Origin of the sequence: Bradyrhizobium roseum, assembly GCF_030413175.1 — a bacterium.
In the GTDB taxonomy this organism is placed as follows: domain Bacteria; phylum Pseudomonadota; class Alphaproteobacteria; order Rhizobiales; family Xanthobacteraceae; genus Bradyrhizobium; species Bradyrhizobium roseum.
On record NZ_CP129212.1, the window covers coordinates 1,932,256 to 1,956,489 of the forward strand.

The 24,234-nt window shown below is 65.5% G+C and carries 19 protein-coding genes and 2 riboswitches; of the genes, 8 read left to right on the top strand and 11 right to left on the bottom strand.

The window, feature by feature from the left end:
- Positions 1-2: 2 nt before the first annotated feature.
- The 5 genes from QUH67_RS09125 to QUH67_RS09145 are packed head-to-tail and all read right to left on the bottom strand — an operon-like array spanning position 3 to position 6,424.
- The gene (locus QUH67_RS09125; RefSeq protein WP_300946345.1) at positions 3-632 is read right to left on the bottom strand and encodes a precorrin-8X methylmutase; all 630 of its coding nucleotides are present in this window, start codon (positions 630-632) and stop codon (positions 3-5) included.
- Positions 632-1,795: a precorrin-3B synthase gene (gene cobG / locus QUH67_RS09130; RefSeq protein WP_300946346.1), complete on the bottom strand. Its 1,164-nt coding sequence runs from the start codon at positions 1,793-1,795 to the stop codon at positions 632-634. Before cobG ends, QUH67_RS09125 begins: the two co-directional genes overlap by 1 nt.
- Positions 1,788-5,027 (bottom strand): cobaltochelatase subunit CobN, encoded by a 3,240-nt coding sequence (cobN, locus tag QUH67_RS09135; protein WP_300946347.1) that lies wholly within the window; start codon positions 5,025-5,027, stop codon positions 1,788-1,790. The genes cobG and cobN overlap by 8 nt, the downstream gene beginning before the upstream one ends.
- Before the next feature lie 6 nt (positions 5,028-5,033).
- The gene (cobW, locus tag QUH67_RS09140; protein WP_300946348.1) at positions 5,034-6,068 is read right to left on the bottom strand and encodes a cobalamin biosynthesis protein CobW; all 1,035 of its coding nucleotides are present in this window, start codon (positions 6,066-6,068) and stop codon (positions 5,034-5,036) included.
- Positions 6,065-6,424 carry a DUF1636 domain-containing protein gene (locus QUH67_RS09145; RefSeq protein WP_300946349.1) on the bottom strand — a complete coding sequence of 120 codons (360 nt, stop codon included), beginning with the start codon at positions 6,422-6,424 and terminating at the stop codon, positions 6,065-6,067. Before QUH67_RS09145 ends, cobW begins: the two co-directional genes overlap by 4 nt.
- Positions 6,425-6,524: 100 nt before the next feature.
- A riboswitch (cobalamin riboswitch) is annotated at positions 6,525-6,727 on the bottom strand.
- A 37-nt stretch (positions 6,728-6,764) separates the two neighbouring features.
- Between QUH67_RS09145 and cobO the strand changes: the two genes are divergently transcribed.
- Both cobO and QUH67_RS09155 read left to right on the top strand, forming a co-directional pair.
- Positions 6,765-7,388 carry a cob(I)yrinic acid a,c-diamide adenosyltransferase gene (cobO, locus tag QUH67_RS09150; protein WP_300946350.1) on the top strand — a complete coding sequence of 208 codons (624 nt, stop codon included), beginning with the start codon at positions 6,765-6,767 and terminating at the stop codon, positions 7,386-7,388.
- Positions 7,389-7,392: 4 nt separating this feature from the next.
- A complete protein-coding gene (locus QUH67_RS09155; protein WP_300946351.1) occupies positions 7,393-8,838 on the top strand; it encodes a cobyric acid synthase in 1,446 nt (481 codons plus the stop codon).
- A gap of 66 nt (positions 8,839-8,904) precedes the next feature.
- Here QUH67_RS09155 and bluB read toward each other — a convergent pair whose 3' ends face one another.
- Genes bluB through cbiB form a run of 3 tightly spaced genes read right to left on the bottom strand, consistent with a single transcriptional unit; the run spans position 8,905 to position 11,436 of the window.
- Positions 8,905-9,528: a 5,6-dimethylbenzimidazole synthase gene (bluB, locus tag QUH67_RS09160; RefSeq protein ID WP_300946352.1), complete on the bottom strand. Its 624-nt coding sequence runs from the start codon at positions 9,526-9,528 to the stop codon at positions 8,905-8,907.
- A gap of 4 nt (positions 9,529-9,532) precedes the next feature.
- Positions 9,533-10,492 (bottom strand): threonine-phosphate decarboxylase CobD, encoded by a 960-nt coding sequence (gene cobD / locus QUH67_RS09165; RefSeq protein WP_300947984.1) that lies wholly within the window; start codon positions 10,490-10,492, stop codon positions 9,533-9,535.
- 20 nt (positions 10,493-10,512) lie between these two features.
- A complete protein-coding gene (gene cbiB, locus QUH67_RS09170; protein WP_300946353.1) occupies positions 10,513-11,436 on the bottom strand; it encodes an adenosylcobinamide-phosphate synthase CbiB in 924 nt (307 codons plus the stop codon).
- A gap of 159 nt (positions 11,437-11,595) precedes the next feature.
- A riboswitch (cobalamin riboswitch) is annotated at positions 11,596-11,816 on the top strand.
- 110 nt (positions 11,817-11,926) lie between these two features.
- Here cbiB and QUH67_RS09175 point away from each other — a divergent pair.
- From QUH67_RS09175 to QUH67_RS09190, 4 genes are all read left to right on the top strand, one after another.
- Positions 11,927-14,191, top strand: a complete 2,265-nt coding sequence (locus QUH67_RS09175) for a TonB-dependent receptor (RefSeq protein WP_407080418.1) — start codon at positions 11,927-11,929, stop codon at positions 14,189-14,191.
- Positions 14,192-14,193: 2 nt separating this feature from the next.
- Positions 14,194-15,648 (top strand): PepSY domain-containing protein, encoded by a 1,455-nt coding sequence (locus QUH67_RS09180; protein WP_300946355.1) that lies wholly within the window; start codon positions 14,194-14,196, stop codon positions 15,646-15,648.
- Between the two features lie 70 nt (positions 15,649-15,718).
- Positions 15,719-16,225 carry a bifunctional adenosylcobinamide kinase/adenosylcobinamide-phosphate guanylyltransferase gene (gene cobU / locus QUH67_RS09185; RefSeq protein ID WP_300946356.1) on the top strand — a complete coding sequence of 169 codons (507 nt, stop codon included), beginning with the start codon at positions 15,719-15,721 and terminating at the stop codon, positions 16,223-16,225.
- Positions 16,226-16,377: 152 nt separating this feature from the next.
- Positions 16,378-17,058, top strand: a complete 681-nt coding sequence (locus tag QUH67_RS09190; RefSeq protein WP_300946357.1) for an ankyrin repeat domain-containing protein — start codon at positions 16,378-16,380, stop codon at positions 17,056-17,058.
- Positions 17,059-17,066: 8 nt separating this feature from the next.
- Here QUH67_RS09190 and QUH67_RS09195 read toward each other — a convergent pair whose 3' ends face one another.
- From QUH67_RS09195 to QUH67_RS09205, 3 genes are all read right to left on the bottom strand, one after another.
- The gene (locus QUH67_RS09195) at positions 17,067-17,273 is read right to left on the bottom strand and encodes a hypothetical protein (protein ID WP_300946358.1); all 207 of its coding nucleotides are present in this window, start codon (positions 17,271-17,273) and stop codon (positions 17,067-17,069) included.
- A gap of 265 nt (positions 17,274-17,538) precedes the next feature.
- A complete protein-coding gene (locus tag QUH67_RS09200; RefSeq protein WP_300946359.1) occupies positions 17,539-18,627 on the bottom strand; it encodes a mandelate racemase/muconate lactonizing enzyme family protein in 1,089 nt (362 codons plus the stop codon).
- Positions 18,628-18,709: 82 nt separating this feature from the next.
- Positions 18,710-19,417, bottom strand: a complete 708-nt coding sequence (locus QUH67_RS09205) for a DUF3750 domain-containing protein (protein ID WP_300947985.1) — start codon at positions 19,415-19,417, stop codon at positions 18,710-18,712.
- A 212-nt stretch (positions 19,418-19,629) separates the two neighbouring features.
- On the opposite strand from QUH67_RS09205, the gene QUH67_RS09210 reads away from it, so the two are divergent.
- Together QUH67_RS09210 and QUH67_RS09215 are read left to right on the top strand one after the other, a co-directional pair.
- On the top strand, positions 19,630-22,833 hold the full coding sequence (locus tag QUH67_RS09210; RefSeq protein WP_300946360.1) for a CHAT domain-containing protein: 3,204 nt from the start codon (positions 19,630-19,632) through the stop codon (positions 22,831-22,833).
- A 201-nt stretch (positions 22,834-23,034) separates the two neighbouring features.
- Positions 23,035-24,231 carry an adenylate/guanylate cyclase domain-containing protein gene (locus tag QUH67_RS09215; RefSeq protein ID WP_300946361.1) on the top strand — a complete coding sequence of 399 codons (1,197 nt, stop codon included), beginning with the start codon at positions 23,035-23,037 and terminating at the stop codon, positions 24,229-24,231.
- Positions 24,232-24,234: the final 3 nt, after the last annotated feature.

A 24,234-nucleotide genomic window follows, 5' to 3' on the forward strand; every position in this document is an offset into this window, starting at 1 on the left:
ATCTATTCCTTCCGGCTGGCGAGCGCGTTGACGGCGGCGACGGTGATCGCGGACCCGCCGAGCCGACCCGCGACAATCAGCGATGGCGCCGGCGGCGCATCGATCAACGCCGCCTTCGATTCAGCGGCGCCGACGAAGCCCACCGGGCAGCCAATGATCGCTGCCGGGCGCGGGCAGGTGCCGTCTTCCAGCATGTTGAGCAAGTGAAACAAGGCGGTCGGCGCGTTGCCGATCGCGACGATGGCGCCCTTTAGATGCGGCCGCCACAGTTCGATCGCCGCAGCCGAGCGCGTATTGCCGAGCTTGAGCGCCAATTCGGGCACGGCAGCATCATGCAGCGTGCAAATCACTTCGTTGTTGGCCGGCAGCCGCGGGCGTGTGATGCCCTCGCTCACCATGCGCGCGTCGCACAGGATCGGCGCGCCGGCTTCCAGTGCCGCGCGTGCTGCCAATGCCATGCCGGGTGAAAAGCGGACGTGCTGCTCCAGCCCGACCATCCCGGCGGCATGGATCATGCGAACCACCACGATTTCTTCTTCCGCGGTGAAGCGGCCGAGATCGGCTTCCGCCCGGATCGTGGCGAAGGATTTGCGGTAGATCGCGGCGCCGTCGGTTTCATAGGCGTGCGGCATCACAGCGCCTCGCGCAGGATGGCGGGGTGGGCGGCGAGACGCTCGGCCGTCATTCCCCGGTGCAATGGCAGGTCCCGCGCGTGGCCATCGCGGATCAGGTCAAAACCTTCGGCGTGCGCCGTCAGCGTGAAGGCCGCGGGGCGTGGATGTGCGCAGCCCTTCGCGCAGCCAGATACGTGGAGGATCGCGCCATCGGGCAGATGAGGCGCCAGCGCGCTTGCCAGCGCGCGGGTCGGCTGGGCGGCCTGCAGGCATCCGGGTGCACCGGTGCAGGCCATCACGCGCAGCATCGGATCGTGCGGGCGCGTGATCAGGCCGGGCAGATCGGGCATGGCGCCGATATCTTCGATCAACAGCATCCGCCACGGCGTCACGCGCAGCGCGCCATGTTCCGAAAGCGCGTCGAGCAGCTCGGCCGGCACCTGGCCGAACGCGAAACCGACCATCACGCCTTGGGCGACTGGACCCGGCTCGGGAGAGAACGATGCCGCCGATGGGGCAGGGACTTCGCTGAAGATTTCCGGCAGCGCTGCGCCGCGCGCCAGATGCGCCGCCATTCGGCCGCGCTCGCCGGCAACCCCACCCGATCGTATAAACCAGTCGGCCAGCGCCAGCATGGTGCTGACAGCGTTTGCCGCCGATACGCGCGCAGCCTTCGCGGCGCCATCGGCGCGGCAGATCAATCCGCCATTGGCGTCGCGCTCGAGCCGGATGTCAGCCGACACGTGAGTCAGAACCGGCCGCGGTCCGCAATCGACGGCAAAGCCGAATTTGGCCGGCAGCTGCGGGGTGTCCGGTGCGGTCAGTGATTTCGCCAGTGCCGTCGCCAGTTCGACGCTGCCGTCGTTCGCCGACCAGAACGGCGACAGCACGATGTTGCGGCGTTCCTCGGCCTCGGGGTTGTCGTCGATCAGCCCCAAGGCATCGAGGCCCTCGATCAGCGGCACATGGCTCCGTTCGGTGACGCCACGCAGGTGAATGTTCGCGCGCGAGGAGAGATCGATCACGCCATTGCCGTGGGTGCGCGCGAGGCGTGCGATCTCGCGGGCCTGCTGCGGGGTCAGTCGCCCGCCGGGCGGACGCACGCGAATAACCCAGCCGTCGCCCGACGGCATCGGGCGCAACGCGCCTGGACACCAGCCCTGGATGACGGGTTCAGCCATCGGCGGCTCCCAATTGCATCGCAATCGAGTTGCGCCGGGTCGACCACAGGCCGGCTTCACGCAGCGCGGCGAACCGCGCGCGCATCGCAGCGAGCGCCGCCGGATTCGCGCGCGCCATGAAATCCACCAGGTCAGACCGGCCCAGGGTCGCGTCGTAATAGAGGTCGAACAGATGGTGGGGGACGTCGCGGGTCAGGTGCGCGAAGGCGGCGAGGTTATCGAGCGTCATGGTGAGTTCGGCGGCGCCGCGAAAGCCGTGACGCATCATGCCGCTGGCCCAGGCCGGATTGGCGGCGCGGGCGCGGACTACGCGGGCGATTTCTTCCGGCAGGGTACGCGATCGCGGCGCATCGGGCCGCGTCGTGTCGAGGTGATAGAGTGGGGGGGCTTTGCCGCCCAGCCGCGCGACGGCGGCGGCAAAGCCGCCTTCATGGGTTGCGTAGTCGGATGCCAGCAGCAGATCGCTCTCGGCGAGATCCTGCACATGGGCAAAGCCATCGGCCGCGAGCACGCGGGTTTCCAGCGCGGCGCGATCCCGGTGACTGTTTCCCTGCGCGTCGATCGCCCATTCCGATCCGGCGAGCCAGGCTTCGCCCAGCGTGGCGCGGCCCTCGGCGCTGTAGTCTTCAAGTGCGGCGCCCATAGCCAGACCGTAAAGTCCGGGTCGTGGCCCGAACACGCGCGGCGACAGCGTCGCATAGGGATTGCCGTCGTCGGGTTCGCCGTCGCCAGCCAGCGCCATGGCGCCGGCCTCGAACAATTGCGGCAGATTTGGAAACACGTCGCGAAACAGGCCGGATACCCGCAACGTCACGTCGATGCGCGGCCGTCCCAGCAATGCCATCGGCACCACCTCGATGCCGCTGACCCGTTCGGACCTGGCGTCCCAGCGCGGCGCGAGACCGGCCAGATGCAGCGCCATCGCAAATTCCTCGCCCGCGGTCCGCATCGTCGCCGAACCCCAGAGATCGATCACCAGCGATCGCGGCCAGTCGCCATGATCCTGCAAATGACGGCGCAGCAATTCCTCGGCGAGTTTGACGCCTTGCGCATGGGCCGAGCGCGACGGCACCGCGCGCGGATCCACCGAGAACATGTTGCGTCCGGTCGGCAGCACGTCCGATCGGCCACGCGCCGGTGAACCGGACGGTCCCGCGGCGACCAGCCGCCCGGCGAGTGCTGTGAGCAGGCCTTCGCGCTCGCCGGCGCCTTGCCCGTAGACATGAAGGCCATCGCCGAACTGGCTCGCCTTGATGTCGCATACAAAGCGGTCGATCCGCGTGATCGCTTCGGCCGCCGTTGAGGTCCCGGTGAGACCAAGGTCCCGCTCGACGCCCGCGGATTGCGCCTCGGCGCGGATCGTGGCGGCCAGCCGGACGCGGCGCGCGGGGTCCAGTCCATCCGCCGTCGAATACTCGTCGAGCAATTGCTCCAGCCGCAGCAGGCCTGCAGGGATCGCACTGGCGATTTGCGGCGGCGGCAGATGTCCCAACGTCACGGCGCCGATCCGGCGTTTGGCCTGCGCGGATTCGCCGGGGTCGTTGACGATGAAGGGGTAGATCACCGGCAGTCCTGCCGTCAGCGCTTCCGGCCAGCAGTTTTCCGACAGGGCGACCGATTTTCCCGGCAGCCATTCCAGCGTGCCATGCGCCCCGATATGCACCAGCGCGTCGACCTGTTGCGCGCGCAGCCAGAGATAAAAAGCGACATAGCCATGCGGCGGCGTGCGCGCGAGGTCATGGTAGTCGGCATCACGCGACGACACGTCGCCGCGTTCGGGCTGCAGTGCAACCAGCGCATGGCCGCGATGGAGCGCGGCGAAATGGAATGCGCCGTCGCGCACCGAGGGATCGGCTTCCGGCTCGCCCCAGGCGGCGGCCAGCGCGGTTTGCAACGGCTCGGGAAGGCGGGCAAGCGCGGTGCGATACGCATCCACCGGCCAGGCCCGCATTTGCGATGACAGTTCCGACGTCAGCGGCAGGCCTTCGCTGACCGAATAACCGTCGCTGGCGAGATCGGACAAAATTGATTCAGCCGAAGCCAGCGCATCGAGCCCTACCGCGTGCGCCATCTGGTCCGCACGTCCGGGATAGGTCGAGAGCACGAGCGCCAGCTTGCGTGACGGCGCCGGCGTCGAAGCCAGCCGATGCCAGCCGGCCACGCGATCGGCGACCGCTTCGATACGCGCGCTGTCGGCGCGATGGACGAAGCGGGAATACTGCAGATCCGCATCGCGCTTGCCCGGCGATTTGAAGCTGGTGACGCCGGCAAAGATGCGCCCGTCGAGTTCTGGCAGCACCACATGCATGGCAAGGTCGGCGGCAGACAATCCGCGCTCCGATGCAGCCCAGTCGCGTTTGCGCGCCGTCGACAGCGCGACCTGAAACACCGGGCAGCCTGATACATCGAGCGGCGATGTGCCGTCATTGCCGCGCGCGGAGAAGGCGGTGGCGTTGACGATGGCGGCGGGGGCCCGTTTGCGAAGCGCGTCGCGTGTCCATTCGCTGGCGCCGGGCGCTTTCAGCGAGGGCACGAACAGTCCGATCGCCCCGAACCCGCGCGACTGGAACGCGTCGATCAGCGCATCGACCGGTCCGGTATCGGCCGCGGTCAGATAGGAACGATAGAAGGTTACGACGATCAGCGCGCCGCCGGATGACGCCGGTTCGGTGACGACACCACGTGCGGGATCGTACCAGCCGTAATCGGGAATGATTTTTTCGCCTTGCACCGGACCGGCATAGAGCCCGGCGGCCAGCGCCAATTGTGCGAGAGCAGCCTGCGCCGCCACCGCGCCGCCGGCATCGCAAAGCGCGGAAAGCCGCCGCAAGGTCGAGACCGGCAGGGTCGAGAATGCGTCGAGCCGGATGTCTTCACGCCCGTCGCCCGGCAGCACCGCGAGGGCGATGCCCCGCTGTCGCGCGAGATCGCCCACCTGGTTGAGGCCGTAGGGCCAGTAGCTTTCGCCGCCGATCAGGCGGATCAGGATCCCCCTGGCGTCTGAAAGCGTCGCGTCAATGTAAGTGTCGACCGACATCGGATGGCGCAGCGCGACCAGATTGGCCAGTCGTAGCGTCGGCAATGTGCCGTTGGCGCGATGCCAGCCGGCCGCGAACGCGCCGAGATCGCTGTCGGAAAACGACAAAGCGACCAGATCCGCAGGCGTCTGCCCGAGATCGTAGGCGGTCGCCGTCTCGTCGAGCGCGCAACTGTCGCGGTAGCCGCCATGCATGCCCGGTCAGACCCCCAGCGTTGCCTCGATGGCAGCGCGATCGATGTGGCGGCGTTCGGCAATGACGACGAGTTGCGACGTCCGGGGCGTGTCGCCCCACGGCCGATCGAACTGGCTGCGCACCCGTTCGCCGACGGCCTGCACCAGCAGCCGCATCGGCTTGCCCTTGACGGCGACATAGCCCTTCACGCGCAAAATATTCTGTTCGCGCGCGAGCCGGCGGATGGATTCGGCCAGCACGTCCGGATCAACCGTCTCCGGCAGGCTGACCGAGACGCTGTCGAAATCATCATGCTCGTGATCGTCCTCGCCGTCGTGATGCGAGGGGCGGGCGGCGATATCGTTTTCGGCGGCGCTGTTGAGACCGAGGATGATTCGGGGATCGATGATGCCATCCGTCATCGCCAGCATCGGCACTGCGCGCGGCGATTCCGCCGAGATGATCGAACGCGCGGCGGCCAGACCGGCGTCGCCGGCGAGATCGGCCTTCGACAACAGCACGATGTCGGCGCAGGCCACCTGGTCCTCGAACACTTCCGACAGCGGCGTCTCATGGTCGATGCTGTCGTCGGAAGCGCGCTGCGCGGCGATCGCATCGGGGTCGGGCGCAAAGCGTCCTGCCGCCACCGCTTCGGCATCGGCGAGCGTGATCACGCCGTCGACCGTGATGCGCGAGCGGATCGCGGGCCAGTCGAACGCCTTCAACAGCGGTTTTGGCAGCGCCAGTCCGGAGGTCTCGATCAGGATGTGATCGGGCCGCTGCGGCATCGCCATCAGCGCCTCGATCGTCGGGATGAAATCGTCGGCCACCGTGCAGCAGATACAGCCGTTGGCGAGCTCGACGATATTCTCGACCGGGCAGTTTTCGTCGGCGCAGGATTTCAGGATATCGCCGTCGACGCCGAGCGTGCCGAACTCGTTGACGAGAATCGCCAGCCGCTTGCCGCCGGGATTACGCATCAGATGACGGATCAGCGTGGTTTTTCCGGAACCGAGAAAACCGGTGATCACGGTGACGGGTGTTTTGGCGAGATCGTTCATGCCAGCACCATCGGCGGAATGCGGGCAAGGCTTTGTTTGCGGAAGATTGTCGGGCGTTCGCGCCAGGGCACGAGGCCGTCGGGCGCGTTCGCATAGGCGGCGGCGCCGGACAGAATTTCGGGTGCGTCGTTTTCCGACAGCCTGCCGTAGACGTAGGACCAGCGGCCCGGCGCGCTCAGTGCAACCGAGCATCCCTGCGAGCAGGCGGAAAGACATTCCACCGGCACGATCTGCACCGCCTCGGGCGCGCCGGCCGCTATCAGCGCGGCGTGCAGCCGTGCGCCCGGACAGGCCGCGCCATCGGGCACCGTTTCTCCGGCTTTGCAGGTGATGCAGACATGCAGCGAAACGCTCATCATCTTGTCCCATGCTTTCATACGAAAGGGCAGGACAGGAGGCGGCGCGACCGAATGAACGGATAGCGCATCCAACCGGCCGCGGAACACCCCGTCCGCCCGTTCAGTCAGTGCGCTGGCAGGTCTCCCGGCTTGCGGATTCAGGGTTTCCCCAACGGTCACTCCACCTTCCCAGCGTTATCGCCAGTGGCCTGGAGTGACCTAATCCGGTCACGGTCGCGGGGGCGGCTGCGCTTCGGGGTTTCCCCTATCGCATTCCCTCTTCGCCTGTCATAGACAGGAACCAACGCTGCTTCACATGCGGAATAATCAGCTTCCTTGTCAAGCAACAGAATGTGCCATGACCCAAGACGCCGAGCAGACCGAAGACGACCGCCATGCCGCCAGAATGGCCAAGAAGAAGGTCGCGCGTGACAAGATCATGGCCACCAAGCAGGGCGAGAAGGGCCTGATCATCGTCCATACCGGCGCCGGCAAGGGCAAGTCGTCTTCCGGTTTCGGCATGATCCTGCGGTGCATCGCCCATGGCATGCCCTCGGCCGTGGTGCAGTTCATCAAGGGCGCCTGGGACACCGGCGAGCGCCGTCTGATCGACGGCCATTTCGCTCAGCTTTGCCAGTTCTACGCCATGGGCGAAGGCTTTACCTGGGAAACCCAGGATCGCGCCCGCGACATTGCCGCCGCCCGGGCCGGTTGGGAGAAGGCCAAGGAACTGATCCGAAACCCGGACATTCGGCTGGTGCTGCTCGACGAAATCAACATCGCGCTGCGCTACGACTATCTCGACGTCGCAGAGATCGTGACCTTTTTGCAGGAAGAGAAGCCGCCGCTCACACACGTGGTTTTGACCGGCCGCAATGCCAAGGAAGAACTCATGGGGATTGCCGACCTCGTCACCGAGATGACGCTGGTCAAGCATCCGTTCCGGTCCGGCATCAAGGCCCAGCCGGGCGTCGAGTTCTGATCCCATGCGCGCGCTGATGATCCAGGGCGCGGGCTCCAATGTGGGCAAGTCGCTGCTGGTGGCAGGGCTGTGCCGCGCCGCGAGAATACGCGGTCTCAAGGTCGCGCCCTTCAAGCCGCAGAACATGTCCAACAACGCGGCGGTCACGGCGGACGGCGGCGAGATCGGGCGCGCGCAGGCGCTGCAGGCGCTGGCCTGCGGGATCGAGCCGCACACCGACATGAATCCGATCCTGCTCAAGCCGGAAAGCGAGATGGGCTCGCAGGTGATCGTGCAGGGACGCCGGCTGACGGCGGTGCGGGCGCGCGAATATTCGGCGCTGAAGCCGAAACTCATGGCGCCGGTGCTGGAAAGTTTTGATCGCCTGAAGCGCGCTGTCGATCTTGTCATCGTCGAGGGCGCCGGAAGTCCGGCTGAAGTCAACCTGCGTCCCCGCGACATCGCCAATATGGGTTTTGCGCGGGCGGCCAACGTGCCCGTGGTGCTGGCGGGCGATATCGAGCGGGGCGGGGTGATCGCGCAGATCGTCGGGACGCAAGTGGTGATCGATCCCGCGGATGCTGCGATGATCGAGGGATTCGTGATCAACAAGTTCCGCGGCGATGTCAGATTGTTCGACGATGGCTACACGTTCATCGCCGAGCGAACCAGATGGCGTGGGTTCGGCGTGCTGCCGTTCTTTCCGGACGCGGCGCGGCTGCCGGCGGAGGACGCGCTCGATCTGCCGCGCGGCGGCGGCGCCGGCGGCTTTCGCGTCGCCGCGCTGCAGTTTTCCCGGATCGCCAATTTCGACGATCTCGATCCGCTGTCGCAGGAACCCGGCGTCAGCCTCACCATGGTGCGCCAGGGCGAAGCGATTCCCGGCGATACCGATCTGGTGATTTTGCCGGGATCGAAATCAACCCGCGGCGATCTGGATTTTCTGCGCGCGCAGGGTTGGGACATCGATCTTGCCGCACATGTCCGCCGCGGCGGTCATGTGCTCGGCATCTGCGGCGGCTATCAGATGCTGGGCCAAACCATCAGCGACCCCGACGGAATCGAGGGCCCGGCCGGCGACACCGTCGGTCTCGGCCTGCTGAAGGTCGACACCGTCATGACCGCGGACAAGCGCCTGACACGTACCGAAGCCACGCACGCGGCATCCGGCGCGCCGATCAGGGGATACGAGATCCACATCGGCCAGACATCAGGCGAAGCGCGCGCGCGTCCATTTGCGCATGTGGCAGGCGAACCTGAAGGCGCGGTCTCGGCCAACGGCCGTGTGATGGGCAGCTACCTCCACGGCATGTTCTCCGGCGACAGCTTTCGCCAGGCGTTTCTCAAGCAACTCGGCGCGGCGCCATCCGCCACATCCTACGCCGCCGGTGTCGAGGAAACGCTGGATCGGCTGGCCGGGCATCTCGAGGCGCATCTGGACGTCGACGGCTTGCTGGGTGTGGCTCGCTGACGAGTTGCCGTGGCTTGCGGCGATTGGGATCGGTTCACCTGCACAGCGTTGCGGATGGCGTTCAATTCACCGCACGTCCCATTCGGTCGGAAAATTCTCCTGCCAGCCGGCGCGATGCAGCAGCGGCGTATCATCCATGAACGCGGCATGACCCAAACACAGATAAGCCGATAGTTCCCAGCCCTCCGGCACGTCGAGCAGGCGCTCGATCGCGCGGGGATCGAGGATCGAGACCATGCCGACGCCGATATTTTCGGCGCGCGCTGCGAGCCAGAGCGTGTGGATTGCCATCGCCGTCGACTGCCGCAGCGTTTCCGGCTGCGTGCGGCGGCCGAGGCCGTGGCCCTCGGCCGGATCGATCAGCGTAAACACGGCAAGCTGTACCGGCGCGGCGTCGAGGCCGGCGAGTTTCAAGCGCAGATATTCCCGGTGCTGTTCGTCCTTGTAGTCGGTGGCGGCTGCGGCATTGCAGAGATTGAAATTGGCGCGCACGCCGGCGCGCAAGGCGGGATCGTTGATGCGGACGACACGCCACGGTCTGGCGTTTCCGACCGACGGCGCGCAGTCCATGGCGTGACGCAGCCGATCGAGCACGTCTTCATCAATCGGTGTGGTCCGGAAATGACGCACGTCGCGGCGCCAGCGGAAAATCCGCGCCAATGTCTCCGAGTCGGCTGTGGTGAACTCCATCGGTTCAGTCCCGCAACGCCGCAGCCAGCCGATCCCATTCCGTCGGTTGCCCGGGCAGGCCAAGCCTGAGCCAGCGATCGGAATAAGGGAACATGCGCGTCCAGATTTGGTGTTGGGCCAATTTTTCTCGCGCGGCCAATGCGTTTGGCGTGTCGTATAGCCGGAACAGGTCGGTTCCTCCCACACATTTCCAGTTGGCTGATTGCGCGAGGCGATCGAGGTGCGCGGCATCGGCGCGCAGCCGCGCCACGGTGGCCTCGGCCCAGGAACGATCCGACAATGCCGCCGTGCCGACGGCGATGGCCGGGCCGGACACCGGCCACGGGCCGGCTATTTCGGCAAGCGCAGCGACGTCGGTTTTCGAACCGAGGATGAACCCCAGTCGCACGCCGGCGAGGCCGTAGAACTTTCCGAACGAGCGCAGCACGACCAGCCGCCCTTGTCCGGCCCTGGGAGCCAGCGAAAGATCGGGCCAGGCGTCGGCGAAGCTCTCGTCGACCACCAGCCTTTCGACTCGCGTCGTCAATCGCAGCAGATCTTCCGGCGCATGCTTGCGACCATCGGGATTGTTGGGGTTGACCACAACCGCGAGATCGGCGCCTTCGAGTGCGGCAAGCGTCGCCACCTCGTCGACCTGCCAGCCGGCGTTGCGAAACGCGGCGCTGTGTTCGTTGTAAGTGGGGGTCAGGATGCGCGCGCGTGCCGGCGCAGAAAGTCGCGGGATCATCTGGATCGCCGCCTGCGCGCCGGCGACCGCGAGGATCGGCGCTTGCGACTGATAGGCCCCACCGGCGGCCGTCAGCAGACGCGCCGTCGCCGCAACGGTCGGGAGCGCGGTCCACACCTCCTGCGGCAACGACGGCAGCGGATAGGGCACGCGATTGATGCCGGTGGACAGGTCGATCCAGTCCGTACCGCCGACGCGCGCCTGCGCCGTGTCGATATCGCCGCCGTGGTCGCGAATTTGGTCCTCCTGTCGGGTCGTCAGAGCAGCGCGAGAAGCGCAAGCCCCGCGGCCAGCACAAGCATGGCCCGGCGATAAAGCGCAAGGGCGCGGTTCAAATCTGCGGCTGAAGGATCGGGGGCTTCGCCGTTCAGCCAGGGTTCCTGCGCGAGCTGACCTCCGTAGATGCGGGGGCCGGACAGCCGAACACCGAGTGCACCGGCCATCGCGGCTTCCGGCCAGCCGGCGTTGGGTGAACGGTGATGGTGCGCATCGCGCCACATTGTCGCCAGCGCCAGGCGAGGGCGAACGGAAACGATCGCGAACAACAACCCCGTCAGCCGCGCCGGAATCAGGTTCGCGACATCATCGATACGCGCCGCCGCCCAGCCGAAAGCTTCATGCCTTGGGGTGCGATGGCCGATCATGGAGTCCAGCGTGTTGATCGCCTTGTAGGCCGCAATGCCCGGAAGACCGAGGATTGCGCCCCAGAACAGCGGTGCCACGATTCCATCGGAGGTGTTTTCGGCGAGGCTCTCGGTCGCAGCCCTCGCGATGCCGGCCGCATCGAGCTGCGACGGATCGCGTCCGACGATCATGGCGACCGCCTGTCGTGCCGCCGGCAGATCGCCCGACATCAACGGCCGCGCCACGGCATCGACATGGTCGTGCATCGAGCGCGCGGCGACAAGCGGCCAGGCCAAAATTGCGGTGAGGACCAAGCCCGGCCATCCGCCGGGCAACATGGCCGCACAGGCCCAGCCCACGCCCGCCGCAAGCGTGATGATGGCAATTGCCACACCGATTCCAGCGCCGCGCCGCATGGCGGCGGTGCCGTCCGCGCGGTTGAAGGTCTGGTCCAGCACGGCCGTCAGCGCCCCGATCCATGTGACGGGATGCCCGATCCGGGCGTGGATCGCCGATGGCCAGCCGAGGACTGCGTCGGTCGCCAATGCGAGCAGCATGATGCCGGCTCCGCCCATTGTTTTACGCATCTCCGTTGCAGCTATCGGGTTTATTGGCGAAGCGACGCCTGCTGACAAGCCCACGCGATCGAACACGCATCCGGTGCAGTCTCGCGTTGGATGCGCGCGCAGATACGATTGACTCCGCGGATCAACTGTTCTTAGTCTCGCCGCGACGGTTCCCCTTCGGGGATCAAAAGGGAATGCGGTGAGGGCAGTTCTTTGAACAACGGTTCTTTGAACGAGGTCTCGATTCCGCGGCTGCCCCCGCAACTGTAAGCGGCGAGCCTTTCGTCAATTGCCACTGGGATCAAACCCGGGAAGGCGACGGAAGGCAGCGACCCGCGAGCCAGGAGACCTGCCGCCGGTCGTGGTCACACGCGAGCACATTGGGCGGGGTGTCCTGATGGTAGCCGAACCTTGGCCCGGCAAGCGGGCTGCGGGGAGACTTCGTTCGCGGTGACGTGCCACGTTAGCCGCGAGTCGAACTATGAACTCCGTCTCCCGCCGTGCGTCGCAACGCACCTTTTTTTTGTATTCTATTGCTCTCTCCTCCATTCTCTGGCCGCTCGACGCGTGGACGCAGAGCACGCCGCAAGCGAGCCGGACGCTCGATCCGGTCGTCGTGACGACGCCGACGCGCACGGTCACCGCGCACCAGTCCAGCAGCAGCGCGAGTGCCGGCCGTTCAACCCGTGGCGGCAGGAAGCGCACGGCGGCGGCGACACCATCGACAATTGTTCCGACCGCACCGGCCGCGCCCCCGCTGACGTTGAACCAGACGGCAGGCAGCGGCAGCCGTCTCAACCTGACGCGGCTGCAGACGCCGGCCAGCGTTGAAATCATCAACGCCGAGACCATGGCCGAACGCGGCCAGCACAGCGTGATCGCCGCCGTCACCCAGAACGCGACCGGCTTCACCGCCAGTCCCGCGCCCGGCAATGGCGGGCTCTCCTTCAACACCCGCGGCTTCACCGGCAATTCGACGGTGATGACGCTCTACGACGGCACGCGGCTTTATGTCGGCGCGGGCACCCTGACGTTCCCGTTCGACACCTGGTCGGCGCAACGCATCGAAGTGCTGCGCGGGCCGGCGTCGGTGATGTACGGCGAGGGGGCCGTCGGGGGCGCGATCAATGTGATCTCGAAGATGCCACTCACCGTCCAGCGCAACGAGGCGGAAGTGTCTGTCGACAGCAACATGACCAAACGACTCGCGGTCGACAGCGGCGGCCCGATCAACAAGGACGTCGCCTATCGCGTGACCGCCATCGGCAACATGTCGGATGGTTGGGTCGATCGCGACAAGACGTCCAACGCTGCGGTCTCTGCCGCGGTTCGCGTGCAGGCCTCGGAGACGCTGGCATGGACGCTGTCCACCGATTACGGCGATCGCAGTCCGTCGCGCTATTTCGGCACGCCGTTGATCAACGGGCGGCTCGACGAGTCCCTGCGGTTCAAGAACTACAATGTCGGCGACAGCAGCATCCGCTACCGCGACAGCTGGAATCAGCTGAAGACAGAATGGCAGGTCAGCGACAGCATCACGGTCCACAATGCGCTGTACTACCTGAACAGCCAGCGTCACTGGCGCAATGTCGAAAGCTACGCCTGGAACAAGACCACGGGCCTGATCGACCGCAGTTCCTATATCGAGATATTTCACAACCAGCAGCAGATCGGCAACCGGATGGACGCGACCTTTCGCGGCCATGTGCTGGGGATGAAGAACGAGTTCGTTGCAGGTTTCGACGTCAACCGGATCGATTTCACCCACACGAACAACTCGCCCTATAGCGGCGCCTCGTCGGTCAATCCCTATTCGTTCGATCCCGGCGTGTTTCTGAGCCCGATCCCCACCGTCCCGTCCTTCAGCACCGTCACCAGCCAGTATGCCGTGTTCGCCGAGGACCGGCTGTCGGTGACCGATCAGCTATCGCTGGTCTTCGGCGTGCGCCAGGACCAGCCGGTCGTCAACCGCACCGACCTGATCACGCCGGCAAACGGTTTTGAAAAGTCGTTCTCGGCGACGAGCTGGCGCGCCGGCGCGGTGTATAATCTGGTCAAGGATATCGCGCTGTACGGACAATATTCGACGGCGGTCGATCCGGTCGGCAGTCTGATCACGCTGGCGACCACGCAGAAGGATTTTCAGCTATCCACCGGCAAGCAGGCCGAGGTCGGGATCAAGCAATCGTTCTGGCAGGGCCGCGGCGAGTGGACGTTCGCTGGCTATCACATCGTGAAGAACAACCTGCTGGCACGCGATCCCAGCAATCCGGCGTTGACCCAGCAGATCGGCCAGCAATCGTCGCGCGGCGTCGAAGCGTCGATCGGGCTGGTGCTCGATCATGGCTGGCGCATCGACGCCAACACGGCCTGGCTGCGCGCAAAATACGATGACTTCGTCCAGTCGGTGAATGGCGCTGCCGTCAATTTCGCCGGCAACGTTCCCGTCAATGTCCCGCAGCAGGTATCGAATGTTTGGCTGACCTGGGCATTCGCGCCGCAATGGTCCGTCAATGGCGGCGTTCAGATCGTCGGCCGAACCTTCGCCGACAACGCCAACACGCTGGCGCGTCCAGCCTATACCGTGGTCAATGGCGGGTTGCAGTGGAAGCCGGATGCGAAGACCACCATGGCCCTGCGGGTCTACAACCTGTTCGACACGGTCTATGCCACATCCGGCAACACCACGCAGTGGCTGCTGGGCATGCCGCGCACGGCCGAGCTCTCTCTCAACGTCAGGTTCTGACGATGCGGCGGACCATGCGACGGGCGCGGCGATGGCTCTATGTCGTCCATCGCTGGATCGGCATCGGCACCTGCGTGCTGTTTGCGATATGGTTCCTCTCCGGCCTCGTCATGATGTATGTGGCGTTTCCGCAGTTCACCGATGCCGAGCGCTGGGCGGCACTGCCGCCGATCGCATGGGACAAGATGCAACTGACCCCGAATCGGGCGATGGAAGTCGCAGGCTTCACGCACTATCCACGTGATCTGCGGCTCGCGATGCTGAACGACGAGCCGGTATACCGGTTGCTCGGCTGGGATGGCGCGCGCAAGACCGTATCGGCGGCCGATGGCCGCGTCATCGACCGCATCACGCCCGAGCAGGCGGTGGCGGCCGCCCGGCTTTATCCCAACGCCGTGAATCCTGAGATCATCGAGACGGTGGAGCGCGATCAATGGAGCGTCACCGCGCGCTTCGACCCGTTGCGGCCGCTCTACCTGATTTCGCTCGCAGACCCCGGCGGGACGCAACTCTACGTCTCCTCGCGCACCGGCGAGATCGCGCTCGACACCACGCGGACGGAGCGGATCTGGAACTGGCTCGGATCGATCCCGCATTGGATCTATCCGACGATCCTGCGCAAGGACGGCGCGACCTGGCGACAGGTGGTGCTTTGGATTTCCGGCATCTGCATGGTGGCGGCCGTCACCGGGTTCTGGGTCGGCATTTTGCGGCTGCGGTTGCGTCGCCGCTACCGAGGCGGTGCGGTCACGCCGTATCGTGGCTGGATGGCCTGGCATCACATTGCCGGACTGATCGGCGGTGTCTTCGTCGTGACCTGGATGTTCAGCGGCTGGCTGTCGCTCAATCCCGGCGATTTCCTTGCCGGGCGCGGAATGGCGCGCGAGATGGCGGTGCGCTATGGCGGCAGCGAGGCTCCGCACATGCCTGCCGGGTTTCTGTCAGGGCCGAAGCCGGACGGACCTGCCGCCGTCGAGGCTCGTTTCGTCTGGCTCGGAGGCAAGCCGCTCGTGGCACTGACCGGCCGCGACGGCGGACGTTGCACGCTCGATCCGGAAACGGGCATCGTAACTCAGGTGCCGGAAGAACGGATTTTCGAAGCCGCGCGGCGACTAATGCCAGACGATATCATGACGATGCGGCTGCGGCTGGACCAGCCCGACGCCTACTGGTATTCGCACCACCAGCAACGGCAGCTGCCGGTGCTGCGGGCGGGTTTTGACGACGCCGCGCACAGCTGGTTTCATATTGATCCCGTGACCGGCGATATTCTGGGGCGCACCGACGACAGCCGCCGGACCTACCGCTGGCTGTTCAATGCGCTGCACAGTCTTGATTTCGCGCTGCTGCTTGGCTACCGCCCGGCATGGGATGCCGTGGTGTGGTTGCTTTCGCTGCTGGGATTGATCGTCTCGCTGAGTGGCGTTGTGATCGGCTGGCGGCGTCTGCAGCGATAGGATCACCCGTCAGGCGGCTGTTGTCTTTCAGGCGTCAATGGTTTCTGCTTCGAGAAGAACAAGAGGGGCCATGGGCAGAACAGTTCTCGTGACGGGCGGCGCGCGTTCGGGCAAGAGCGCGATCGCCGAGGCGCGCGCACTCAGCTTTGCACCCCGCGCTATCTACATCGCCACGGCCGAGGCGCGCGATGGCGAAATGGCGGCACGGATCGCGGCGCATCAGGCGCGGCGCGGAGACAACTGGCGCACCCATGCCGAGCCGCTCGATCTGACCGGCGCGCTGGCGGTAACCGACGGGCAGGGGCCGCGCCTGGTCGATTGCCTGACGTTGTGGCTGACCAACGTGATGCTGGGCGGCCACGACTGGCAGGCCGCCGGCCGCGCGCTGGTTGCAGCGCTTCCCGCGCAGACCGATCCGGTGATCCTGGTCACCAACGAGGTCGGCGCCGGCATCGTGCCGGAGAATGCGTTGGCGCGAGAATTTCGCGACGCCGCGGGTATTCTCAACCAGTGGATCGCCGCCGTGGCCGACGAAGTGACGCTGGCGGTGGCAGGGCTTCCTCTAAAGGTGAAATGAACCCCATGTGCCTCTCATCCGACCCGTTCTGGAAAACGCCGTCCATTCAACCGCCGGGCCAAACGCTTGAGGCTTCCTTGCGCGCGCGTATCGAACGCAAGGCCAAACCGCCGGGTTCCCGCGGCTCATGGCGGTGGCCTGGCGTTTTTCCGATGCATGCCATCGCGGCACTTGTGGCTGTGCCCCTGACCATGGCGCCCGCATCGGCGCAGGTCGCCCCGCTTGAGGCCGAACTGCGCGCCTATGGCGGGCTGCATGCCGCCGCGGCCCGGGGCGATGTCGCCGATATCGAAGCGCGGATCGCGGTCGGCGACAACAAGGAGGCGGTTGATGCGCGTCGTCGCACGCCCCTGCATGTCGCGGTCTACCAAAAGCGGCACGAAGCGGCGCGCGCGCTGATGCGGCTCGGCGCCGATCCGAACCAGCTCGAAATCGACCGCTATGACATCATCACCATCGCCGCGGTCGCCAATGACGTGCCGATGCTCAAGATCGCGCTGGAAGGCGGCGGTAACCCGAAGGCGGTCACCAGCGTCTACGATGGCACGGCGCTGATCGCGGCGGCGCATCTCGGCCACGCCGAGATCGTGCGGACGCTGATCGCCGCCGGTGCGCCGCTCGATCACGTCAACAATCTGAAATGGACCGCGCTGATCGAATCGATCGTGCTCGGCGACGGCGGCGGCAACCACACCGAAACCCTGCGTGCGCTGGTCGAGGCCGGCGCCAACGTCAATATTCCCGATGGCAACGGCGCGACGCCGCTCGCGCTCGCGCGCAGCCGCGGCTACCGCGACATGGTTGCGATCCTGGAGAAGGCCGGGGCCAAGTAGCGGCGAGATCAGAGGCGTGCAGCGCCGTCGGCATCGCCGGTGCAAAACCTGTTCGCTGCGCGCGGCGCTTCTTCCATTAGCGCTTCCTCTGCGATCTGGACTTCGAACCAGCCCAGCTCGGCCAGTTCGCGGGCCTTCTTTTCGGCGGCCTCGCGGCTTGTTCGCTTCAGGACGATGCGGCTGGTGCCGTCGCGGGCAAAAATCGAATAGGGCATTCGAAATTCCTATTCTTGCAATGAAAGCGGGAGAAAGAGGCCGCAGGCATTTTCGCACCGCGGCCTCTTAGGGATCAACTGGTTGGTTATGAAACGTCCGATCCGCCGGCAATGCGAAGATACTGCGCCACGCGGCCGGGATACTGGAGTCATAATTTCTGTTCCAGCGCAGGAACAGCGACAGTGTTGCGGCCGAGAGACATTTTTCCAGTTCGCTGCGATGCCTTGTTGAGATCGGAACACAGTGGTGACGCGCCCGCTAGCTTTATCGCGCGAGCCGCGCCAGTCCGTTCCAGTCGAAGGTAATCCCATGCCCGGGCCGCAGCGGCGCCAGCGCCATGCCCTGATCGAGCACGAGCGGGTGCTCGATATAGCGATCCAGCCCAAAGCCGTGCGCCTCGAGGTAGGAACGGTTGGAGCAGGCAGCGAGCAGGTGAACCGTGATGTCGTGCGCGCCGTGGCTGGTGACCGGCAGGTTGAAGGCTTCGGCGAGCCGCGCGACCTTCATGAAGCCGGTGACGCCGCCGCAATCGGTAACGTCGGGCTCCGGATAGGACACCGCGCCGGCCGCGATGTAGTTCTTGAATTCCCACAGCGTGCGTAAATTCTCACCGGCCGCGATCGGCACGCCGCCGGCCGCCATGATGCGGACATGGCCGGCGATGTCGTCGGGAATGATCGGCTCTTCCAGCCAGGTGAGGTCGAACGGCTGCAGGGCGCGCGCGGCGCGGATGGCTTCCTCGACCGTCCATTTCATGTTGGCATCGGCCATCAGCGGAAAGCCGTCGCCGAGATGTTTCCGCATCGCCTGCACCCGCGCGACGTCGGCGGCGAGATCCGGCCGGCCCACCTTCATCTTGATGGCGCGAAAGCCCTTGGCGAGATTGTCGTCGGTTTGCCTCAGCAATGCCTCGACGGAAAGATCGAGGTCGATGCCGCCGGCATAGCAGGGTACGCGGGCGTTGAAGCCGCCGAGCAGACGAAACAGCGGGAGATTGGCGCGCCGCGCCTTCAGGTCCCACAAGGCGATATCGAGCGCCGAGAGCGCCAGCACCGGCGGCCCGCCGCGCCCGCCATAATGCAGGGCCCACCACACATGGTTCCAGATCGCCTCGGTGTCGTCGGCCTCCCGGCCTTCGATCAGCTCGGGGATCTCGCGCCGGAGGATATCGGCGATCGCACCGCCATTGCGGCCCACGGTGTAGGTGTAGCCGGTGCCTTCCGCCCCGTCGGCATCGCGAATGCGGCATGTCACCAGTTCAAAGGCCGCGATTTCGCCATGCGTGCTGTCGGAGAGGGTGACTGTCAGCGGGATGCGAAAAAGCCCGCTCTCGACTGTCTTGATCGTCGCCATTGATTTCCACCCGAATTTTCTTGGCGCGCAGATTAGGGCTCCCGGTCGGCCGGGGAAAGGCCATCGCCCGCGGGGCAGCCGGTCAGATTCCGGCCGTCAATCCCAACCGGCCGATGCCCGGAAGTTTCAGCGCGGGGCGACGAATGTCGAGCCCCAGCACCGCGCCCAGGAAATTGATCTCCAGGCCTTCGACCCATCCGATGGTAAGGCCGAGGTAGCCTCCCGCAGAAGCGTAGGCGCCGGTGCCTGACGGCGTCAGGCCGAACCACTCGCCGCGATAGGGAAAGTCCTTGCCGATCGCGGTCGGCGGCAGCACGGTCTTGAGTTCGGGAACCGCATCCAGCACGGCCTGCACAAACGTATTGGAGTTCGGCCCCGGCCACGCGTTGTAGTCGCCGTAGGCGCGGAACTTGTAGTTCTCGACGACATGGCGGATCTTTGGAATCAGACGGTTCGCTTCCGGACCGTCGACGGCGGCGATGGTCTCGGGGACGGCGCCAAACCAGCGCGCGTCGGCTGCAAACCCATTGGTGCGAATGGGTTCGCCCCAGGCGGTATAATCATAACGCGTATACGTCGAAGCGTTGGCTTCCTTGACGACGATCCAGGTGTGGATGGCGAATATCGCCTTCCATCGCACCGTGCGCGCGCCGTACACCCGGATGATCGCCTCTGTATGCTGCGACGGCAGCGGCAACAGGCCCGCGCTGGAACGGTCGGCCGTCTGCCAGTTGCCCCGGGATTCCCCCAGCCAGTAGCGCCCAGCGGACAGGCCGATCGGGAAAAGCATCAATGCCAGGAAGATCGCAGCGGATTTCAGCAAGGGCCAAACGCATGAATGAGGTATGACAGTGCTGATATAGGCCGCGTCGTCGCCGGCGCCAGAGCCGGACTGTCGCCTTGTTGCCGCCCCATAGCGCCGCGATAGCAGGCCGCGTGATGGCGTATCGGAGCGACGGCAAAATGCGGGTATTTCGGCGGGTATTTGCGGTGGGGCTCATCGTGACGACCCTGCTTGCGAGCGTCGCTACGTCTCTCGGGCAGTCCAATTCGCAGGACATGCTGACGCTGATGCGCCGCATCACGGGGCTGGCGCAGGAGGGGCGCTACGGCGAAGCCGTCGGCCTGGCGCGCAAGCTGGCGACGGATGCCGAGCGCGCATCCGGTCCGCAATCGCCCTTGACGGCCATGACCCTCATCGTCCTTGGCCAGGCGCTGCAGGCCCAGGGCGAAGCCACTGAAGCCGAAAAGGTTCTGCGACGGGCGCTTGCGATCCGCGAGAAGACGCTCGGCGCCGATCACCCCGACGTTGCCGCTGTTCTCGCCACGCTCGGCCAGATCGCGCTCGGCCAGAACCGGTTGAAGGACGCCGAACGCGATATGCTGCGCGCGATCGCCATCGATGAAAAAGCCCTCGGTCCCGACCACCTGACCACGGCGCTGGCGCGCATGCCGCTCGGCAATCTCCGTCACCGCCAGCTGCGGGAGGAAGAGGCGCTCGACATCTACAGCCGCGCGCTGGACGCTTTCAGGAAGTCGCCGGGGCAGGCGGATATGATGATCCCGGTCGCCCTCAGCAACATCGCGGAGATCCACCGGACGCAAGGCCGGCTGCAACTCGCCGAGGAGCGGTTTCTGGAAGCGCTCGGCCTGCAGGAAAAACAACATGGCCGCGACAGCGTCTATGTCGCGGCCACGCTGAACAATCTTGGAGAACTGCGACGCCAGCAGGGGAAGCTGCAGGAGGCCGAGCAGTTGTCGCGGCGCACGCTGGCCATCCGGGAAAAAGCGCTTGGACCCGATCATGCCGATGTCGCCGCCAGCCTCAACAACCTCGCGCTCGTGTTCACGCGCCAAGGCCGGATCACGGAAGCCGAAGGCCTGCTGCTTCGCGCGCTGACGATCCAGGAAAAGGCATTCGGGCCGGATCACCCGAATATCGCGATCGCCCTGAACAATCTCGCCGACGCAAGTGCTCGCGCGGACCGCAAGAAGGAAGCGGAGGCGCTGTTTCGCAAATCGCTGGCCATTCGCGAAAAAAGCCTCGGTCCGAACCACCTCGATGTCGCGGTCTCGCTCGACAATCTCGTGGTGTTGATCGGCGACGATAACCGCGCCAGCGAAGCGGAAAGCCTGGCGCGCCGCTCGCTGGCCATCCGCGAGCAGGCGCTCGGCAAGCTTCACCCGATGGTGGCGAGCAGCCTCAATAATCTGGCCGTTGTGCTGGACAGCACCGGGAGGGCCGGCGAAGCCGAACCGTTGCTGAAACGCGCATTGGAGGTTCGCCTGAGCGCGCTTGGCGAAGCGCATCCGGACGTCGCCAACAGCTTGAATAATCTCGGCGCCCACTATCTGGATTCGAAGGAATGGCAGCCGGCGTATGATGCGTTCGTCCGGGCGTCGGCCATTCTGCTCGGCCGCGGCAGCGCGGAGGCCGGCGAGGGACAGTCGGCCGATCTCAAGGCCTACGGCGCGACCAACCCATTCCCGGGATCGATCGTCGCTGCCTTTCAGCTCGCGGAGTCCGATAGCCGGAATGCCGCTGCGTTGCGGGCGCGCGCGTTCGAGGCCGCGCAATGGACCGGCGACGAACAGGCGGCAAAGGCGATAGCGGGGATGTCGGCGCGGGTTGCTGCCGGTAGCGGCGATCTGCCGGCGCGCGTTCGCGCGCGGCAGGATCTTGGCGAGCAGGCGCTGGCCGTCGACAAGCAACTCATCGCTTTGATGTCGCAGTCGAATGCCGCGCGCAATCCGCCCACGGAGCAGGCGCTTCGGACAAAGGCGTCCGATATCGCAAACCGGATCGGCGAGCTCGATCGTTCGATCGCGACGCAATTTCCCGACTATGCCGGGCTCGTCACCAGGAACCCGGTTTCGATTGAAGAGGCTCAGAAGCGGCTAGGCCCGAATGAGGCGCTGCTGCTGTTTACGACGACGGCGCGCTTCACCTTTGTCTGGACGATCACGCGCACTGACGTCCGCTGGCACGCCGCACCGATCGGCGCCAAGCAACTGGCGGAGACGGTCAACATTCTGCGCTGCGGCCTCGATGGGGAGGCGTGGTTGGACCGGGATCGCGCCTGCGCCGAAAAACTCGGCCGCGACCGTGCGCCTTCCGGCGCCGATCCATTGCCGTTCGATCTGGAGCGGGCGTCCGGCCTCTATCAGGCGCTGCTCGCGCCGGTCGAGAAGGAGATCGACGGCAAGGAATTGATCCTCGTCCCATCGGGCCCGCTGGCCACGCTGCCGTTCCAGGTTCTGCTGACTGAAAAGCCTGCGCCAGAGGGCGATCTCACCAAGGCGCCGTGGCTGGTCAAACGTTTTGCGACGACCGTGCTGCCATCGGTTTCCAGCCTCAAGGCGCTGCGTCAGGTCGCACAGCGCAGCAAGGCGCCGAAGCCGTTCGCAGGCTTTGGCAATCCGCTGTTGAGCGGAAATGCCAAAAGCACGTTCGATACCGAGCGCGCTGCGCAGGCCCGGCTTCGTCAGAGCTGTGGTGGAAGTGCGGAGCCGCGAATGAGCGAAGTTGTCCAGCGCGGGCGGCGTTCGATCGAGAGGCTTACGGGCGGCACCGCCGATATCGAGCAGCTCAAGCATCTCGCGCCATTGCCTGAAACCGCCCTCGAATTGTGCATGGTCTCTAATAGTTTTACGCCAGCCAGGGGCGATGTCTATCTCGGCAAGGACGCGAGCGAAACCACCATCAAATCGCTGAGCGACAGCGGCCGTCTCAATCAATACCGCATGCTTCATTTTGCGACGCATGGGGCGCTGTCGGGGCAGGTGCGCGGCTCGATCGAGCCTGGGCTGGTGATGACGCCGCCGGCCGCCGCTACGCCCGCCGATGACGGCTATCTCTCTTCATCTGAGATTTCGCAGCTCAAGCTCAATGCCGACTGGGTGGTGCTGTCGGCCTGCAACACGGCCGGCGGCGATGCGGCGAACTCCGAAGCCTTTTCCGGCCTCGCACGGGCGTTCTTCTATGCCGGTTCGCGCGCGCTGCTGGTGTCGCATTGGCCGGTCAATTCGGACGCCGCGGTCTACATTACTACCGGGGCCATCGGCGCCATGGCGTCACAATCCGGTATCGGTCCGGCCGAGGCGCTGCGCCGCTCGATCGCGGCGCTTGCGGCCAAGGGGGGCGCGAACGCCCATCCCAGCGCCTGGGCGCCGTTCGTGCTGGTCGGAAACGGCAGCCCGTCCTGATGACAATTTGAGCGATGGGTTGCTGCCATTGACGCCGCCGGGCAGGGATACAACATAACCCTGTACCGTCGGTTGAGAGTATGATCCGGAAAAGTGGAGCCCGGTTTTCCGAAAAGATCAGGCTCAAACAAAGACATGAGATCATGATGTGATGTCGTCAAATCGCGTCATGATCGAGGTCACGGCCCAGGAGCTTCAAGAATGGATGCGCCCACCCTCGATGCCGACGCTGCGCATCGTGACAACGACCTCGTGCACTGGCTGACCAATGGCACGCGCGACGAGCGTTTCATCGACAATATCTTCGCCGAACTGTGCATCCGGCTGCAGCAGGCGGGTATCCCCATCAAGCGGGCGTCGCTTCATCTGTTGATCCATCACCCGCAATGGCTCGGCGCGAGGATCTTGTGGGAGGACGGGATGCGCGAGGCCGAGATCGCGCGGGTCGACTACGACGTCGGGGAGCGCTCCGAATATATCGGCAGTCCAGCCAACGAGATTCATGAGGGCGCGACCGAGGTGCGCGAGAATCTCGAACGCGATCCTGCGACGGGCCGCAAGCACGCGGTGTTTGACGAGATGCGGGCGAAGGGCCTGACCGACTACGTGGCTTGGCCGCTGTACCACACCCTCGGCAAGCGTCATCTCGTCACCTTCGCGACCGACCGGCCCGGCGGTTTCGAGGAGGAGCATATCGCCACGCTGTCAAACCTGTTGCCGGTTCTCGCGCTGGTCAGCGAAATCCGCATGAAGAACCGGTTGGCGCGAACGCTGCTCGAAACCTATGTCGGCTCCCATGCCAGCGAACTTATCCTGGCCGGCGCCACCCGGCGCGGCAGCGGCACGACGGTGCGCGCCGCCATCATGATCTGTGACCTGCGCGGCTTCACCGCGATTTCCGACAACTGGCCGCGCGACGACGTCATCGATCTCCTCAACGGCTATTTCGATGCGATGTCGGAGCCGATCGCGCGGCACGGCGGCGAAATCCTGAAATTCATTGGCGACGGCCTGCTCGCGATTTTTCCGCTCAGCGAACCGCAGGCTTGTGCGAACCTGCTGCGTGCCGTGACGGAGGCCCGTCAGGCCATGACGGCGCTGAACGAAAGCAACGGCGACACCGGCCGCGCACCGCTGAATTACGGCATCGGCGTCCATGTCGGCGACGTCATGTACGGCAATATCGGATCGCGCGCCCGGCTCGATTTCACGGTGATCGGTCCAGCCGTCAACATGGCGTCGCGCCTCGAGGCGCTCACCAAGCAGTTGGGAAAACCGGTGCTGCTGTCCCGCGCCTTCGCCGACTCCGTCGGCAGCGAGTTTGCGCTCGAGCGCGTCGGCGAATATCCGGTCCGCGGCTTCAACGATCCGATCGAGCTGTTCGCCTATAACGGCTGAAAA

Coding starts and splice junctions, on each gene's coding strand:
- cobU (WP_300946356.1), top strand. CDS start 15,719: ATGGGCAGAACAGTTCTCGTGACGGGCGGCGCGCGTTCGGGCAAGAGC.
- cobN (WP_300946347.1), bottom strand. CDS start 5,027: ATGCATGGCGGCTACCGCGACAGTTGCGCGCTCGACGAGACGGCGACC.
- QUH67_RS09125 (WP_300946345.1), bottom strand. CDS start 632: ATGCCGCACGCCTATGAAACCGACGGCGCCGCGATCTACCGCAAATCC.
- bluB (WP_300946352.1), bottom strand. CDS start 9,528: ATGGAGTTCACCACAGCCGACTCGGAGACATTGGCGCGGATTTTCCGC.
- QUH67_RS09180 (WP_300946355.1), top strand. CDS start 14,194: ATGCGGCGGACCATGCGACGGGCGCGGCGATGGCTCTATGTCGTCCAT.
- cbiB (WP_300946353.1), bottom strand. CDS start 11,436: ATGCTGCTCGCATTGGCGACCGACGCAGTCCTCGGCTGGCCATCGGCG.
- QUH67_RS09175 (WP_407080418.1), top strand. CDS start 11,927: ATGAACTCCGTCTCCCGCCGTGCGTCGCAACGCACCTTTTTTTTGTAT.
- QUH67_RS09205 (WP_300947985.1), bottom strand. CDS start 19,417: ATGCTTTTCCCGATCGGCCTGTCCGCTGGGCGCTACTGGCTGGGGGAA.
- QUH67_RS09200 (WP_300946359.1), bottom strand. CDS start 18,627: ATGGCGACGATCAAGACAGTCGAGAGCGGGCTTTTTCGCATCCCGCTG.
- cobO (WP_300946350.1), top strand. CDS start 6,765: ATGACCCAAGACGCCGAGCAGACCGAAGACGACCGCCATGCCGCCAGA.
- cobW (WP_300946348.1), bottom strand. CDS start 6,068: ATGAACGATCTCGCCAAAACACCCGTCACCGTGATCACCGGTTTTCTC.
- QUH67_RS09155 (WP_300946351.1), top strand. CDS start 7,393: ATGCGCGCGCTGATGATCCAGGGCGCGGGCTCCAATGTGGGCAAGTCG.
- QUH67_RS09145 (WP_300946349.1), bottom strand. CDS start 6,424: ATGAGCGTTTCGCTGCATGTCTGCATCACCTGCAAAGCCGGAGAAACG.
- cobG (WP_300946346.1), bottom strand. CDS start 1,795: ATGGCTGAACCCGTCATCCAGGGCTGGTGTCCAGGCGCGTTGCGCCCG.
- QUH67_RS09215 (WP_300946361.1), top strand. CDS start 23,035: ATGGATGCGCCCACCCTCGATGCCGACGCTGCGCATCGTGACAACGAC.
- QUH67_RS09195 (WP_300946358.1), bottom strand. CDS start 17,273: ATGCCCTATTCGATTTTTGCCCGCGACGGCACCAGCCGCATCGTCCTG.
- QUH67_RS09190 (WP_300946357.1), top strand. CDS start 16,378: ATGCATGCCATCGCGGCACTTGTGGCTGTGCCCCTGACCATGGCGCCC.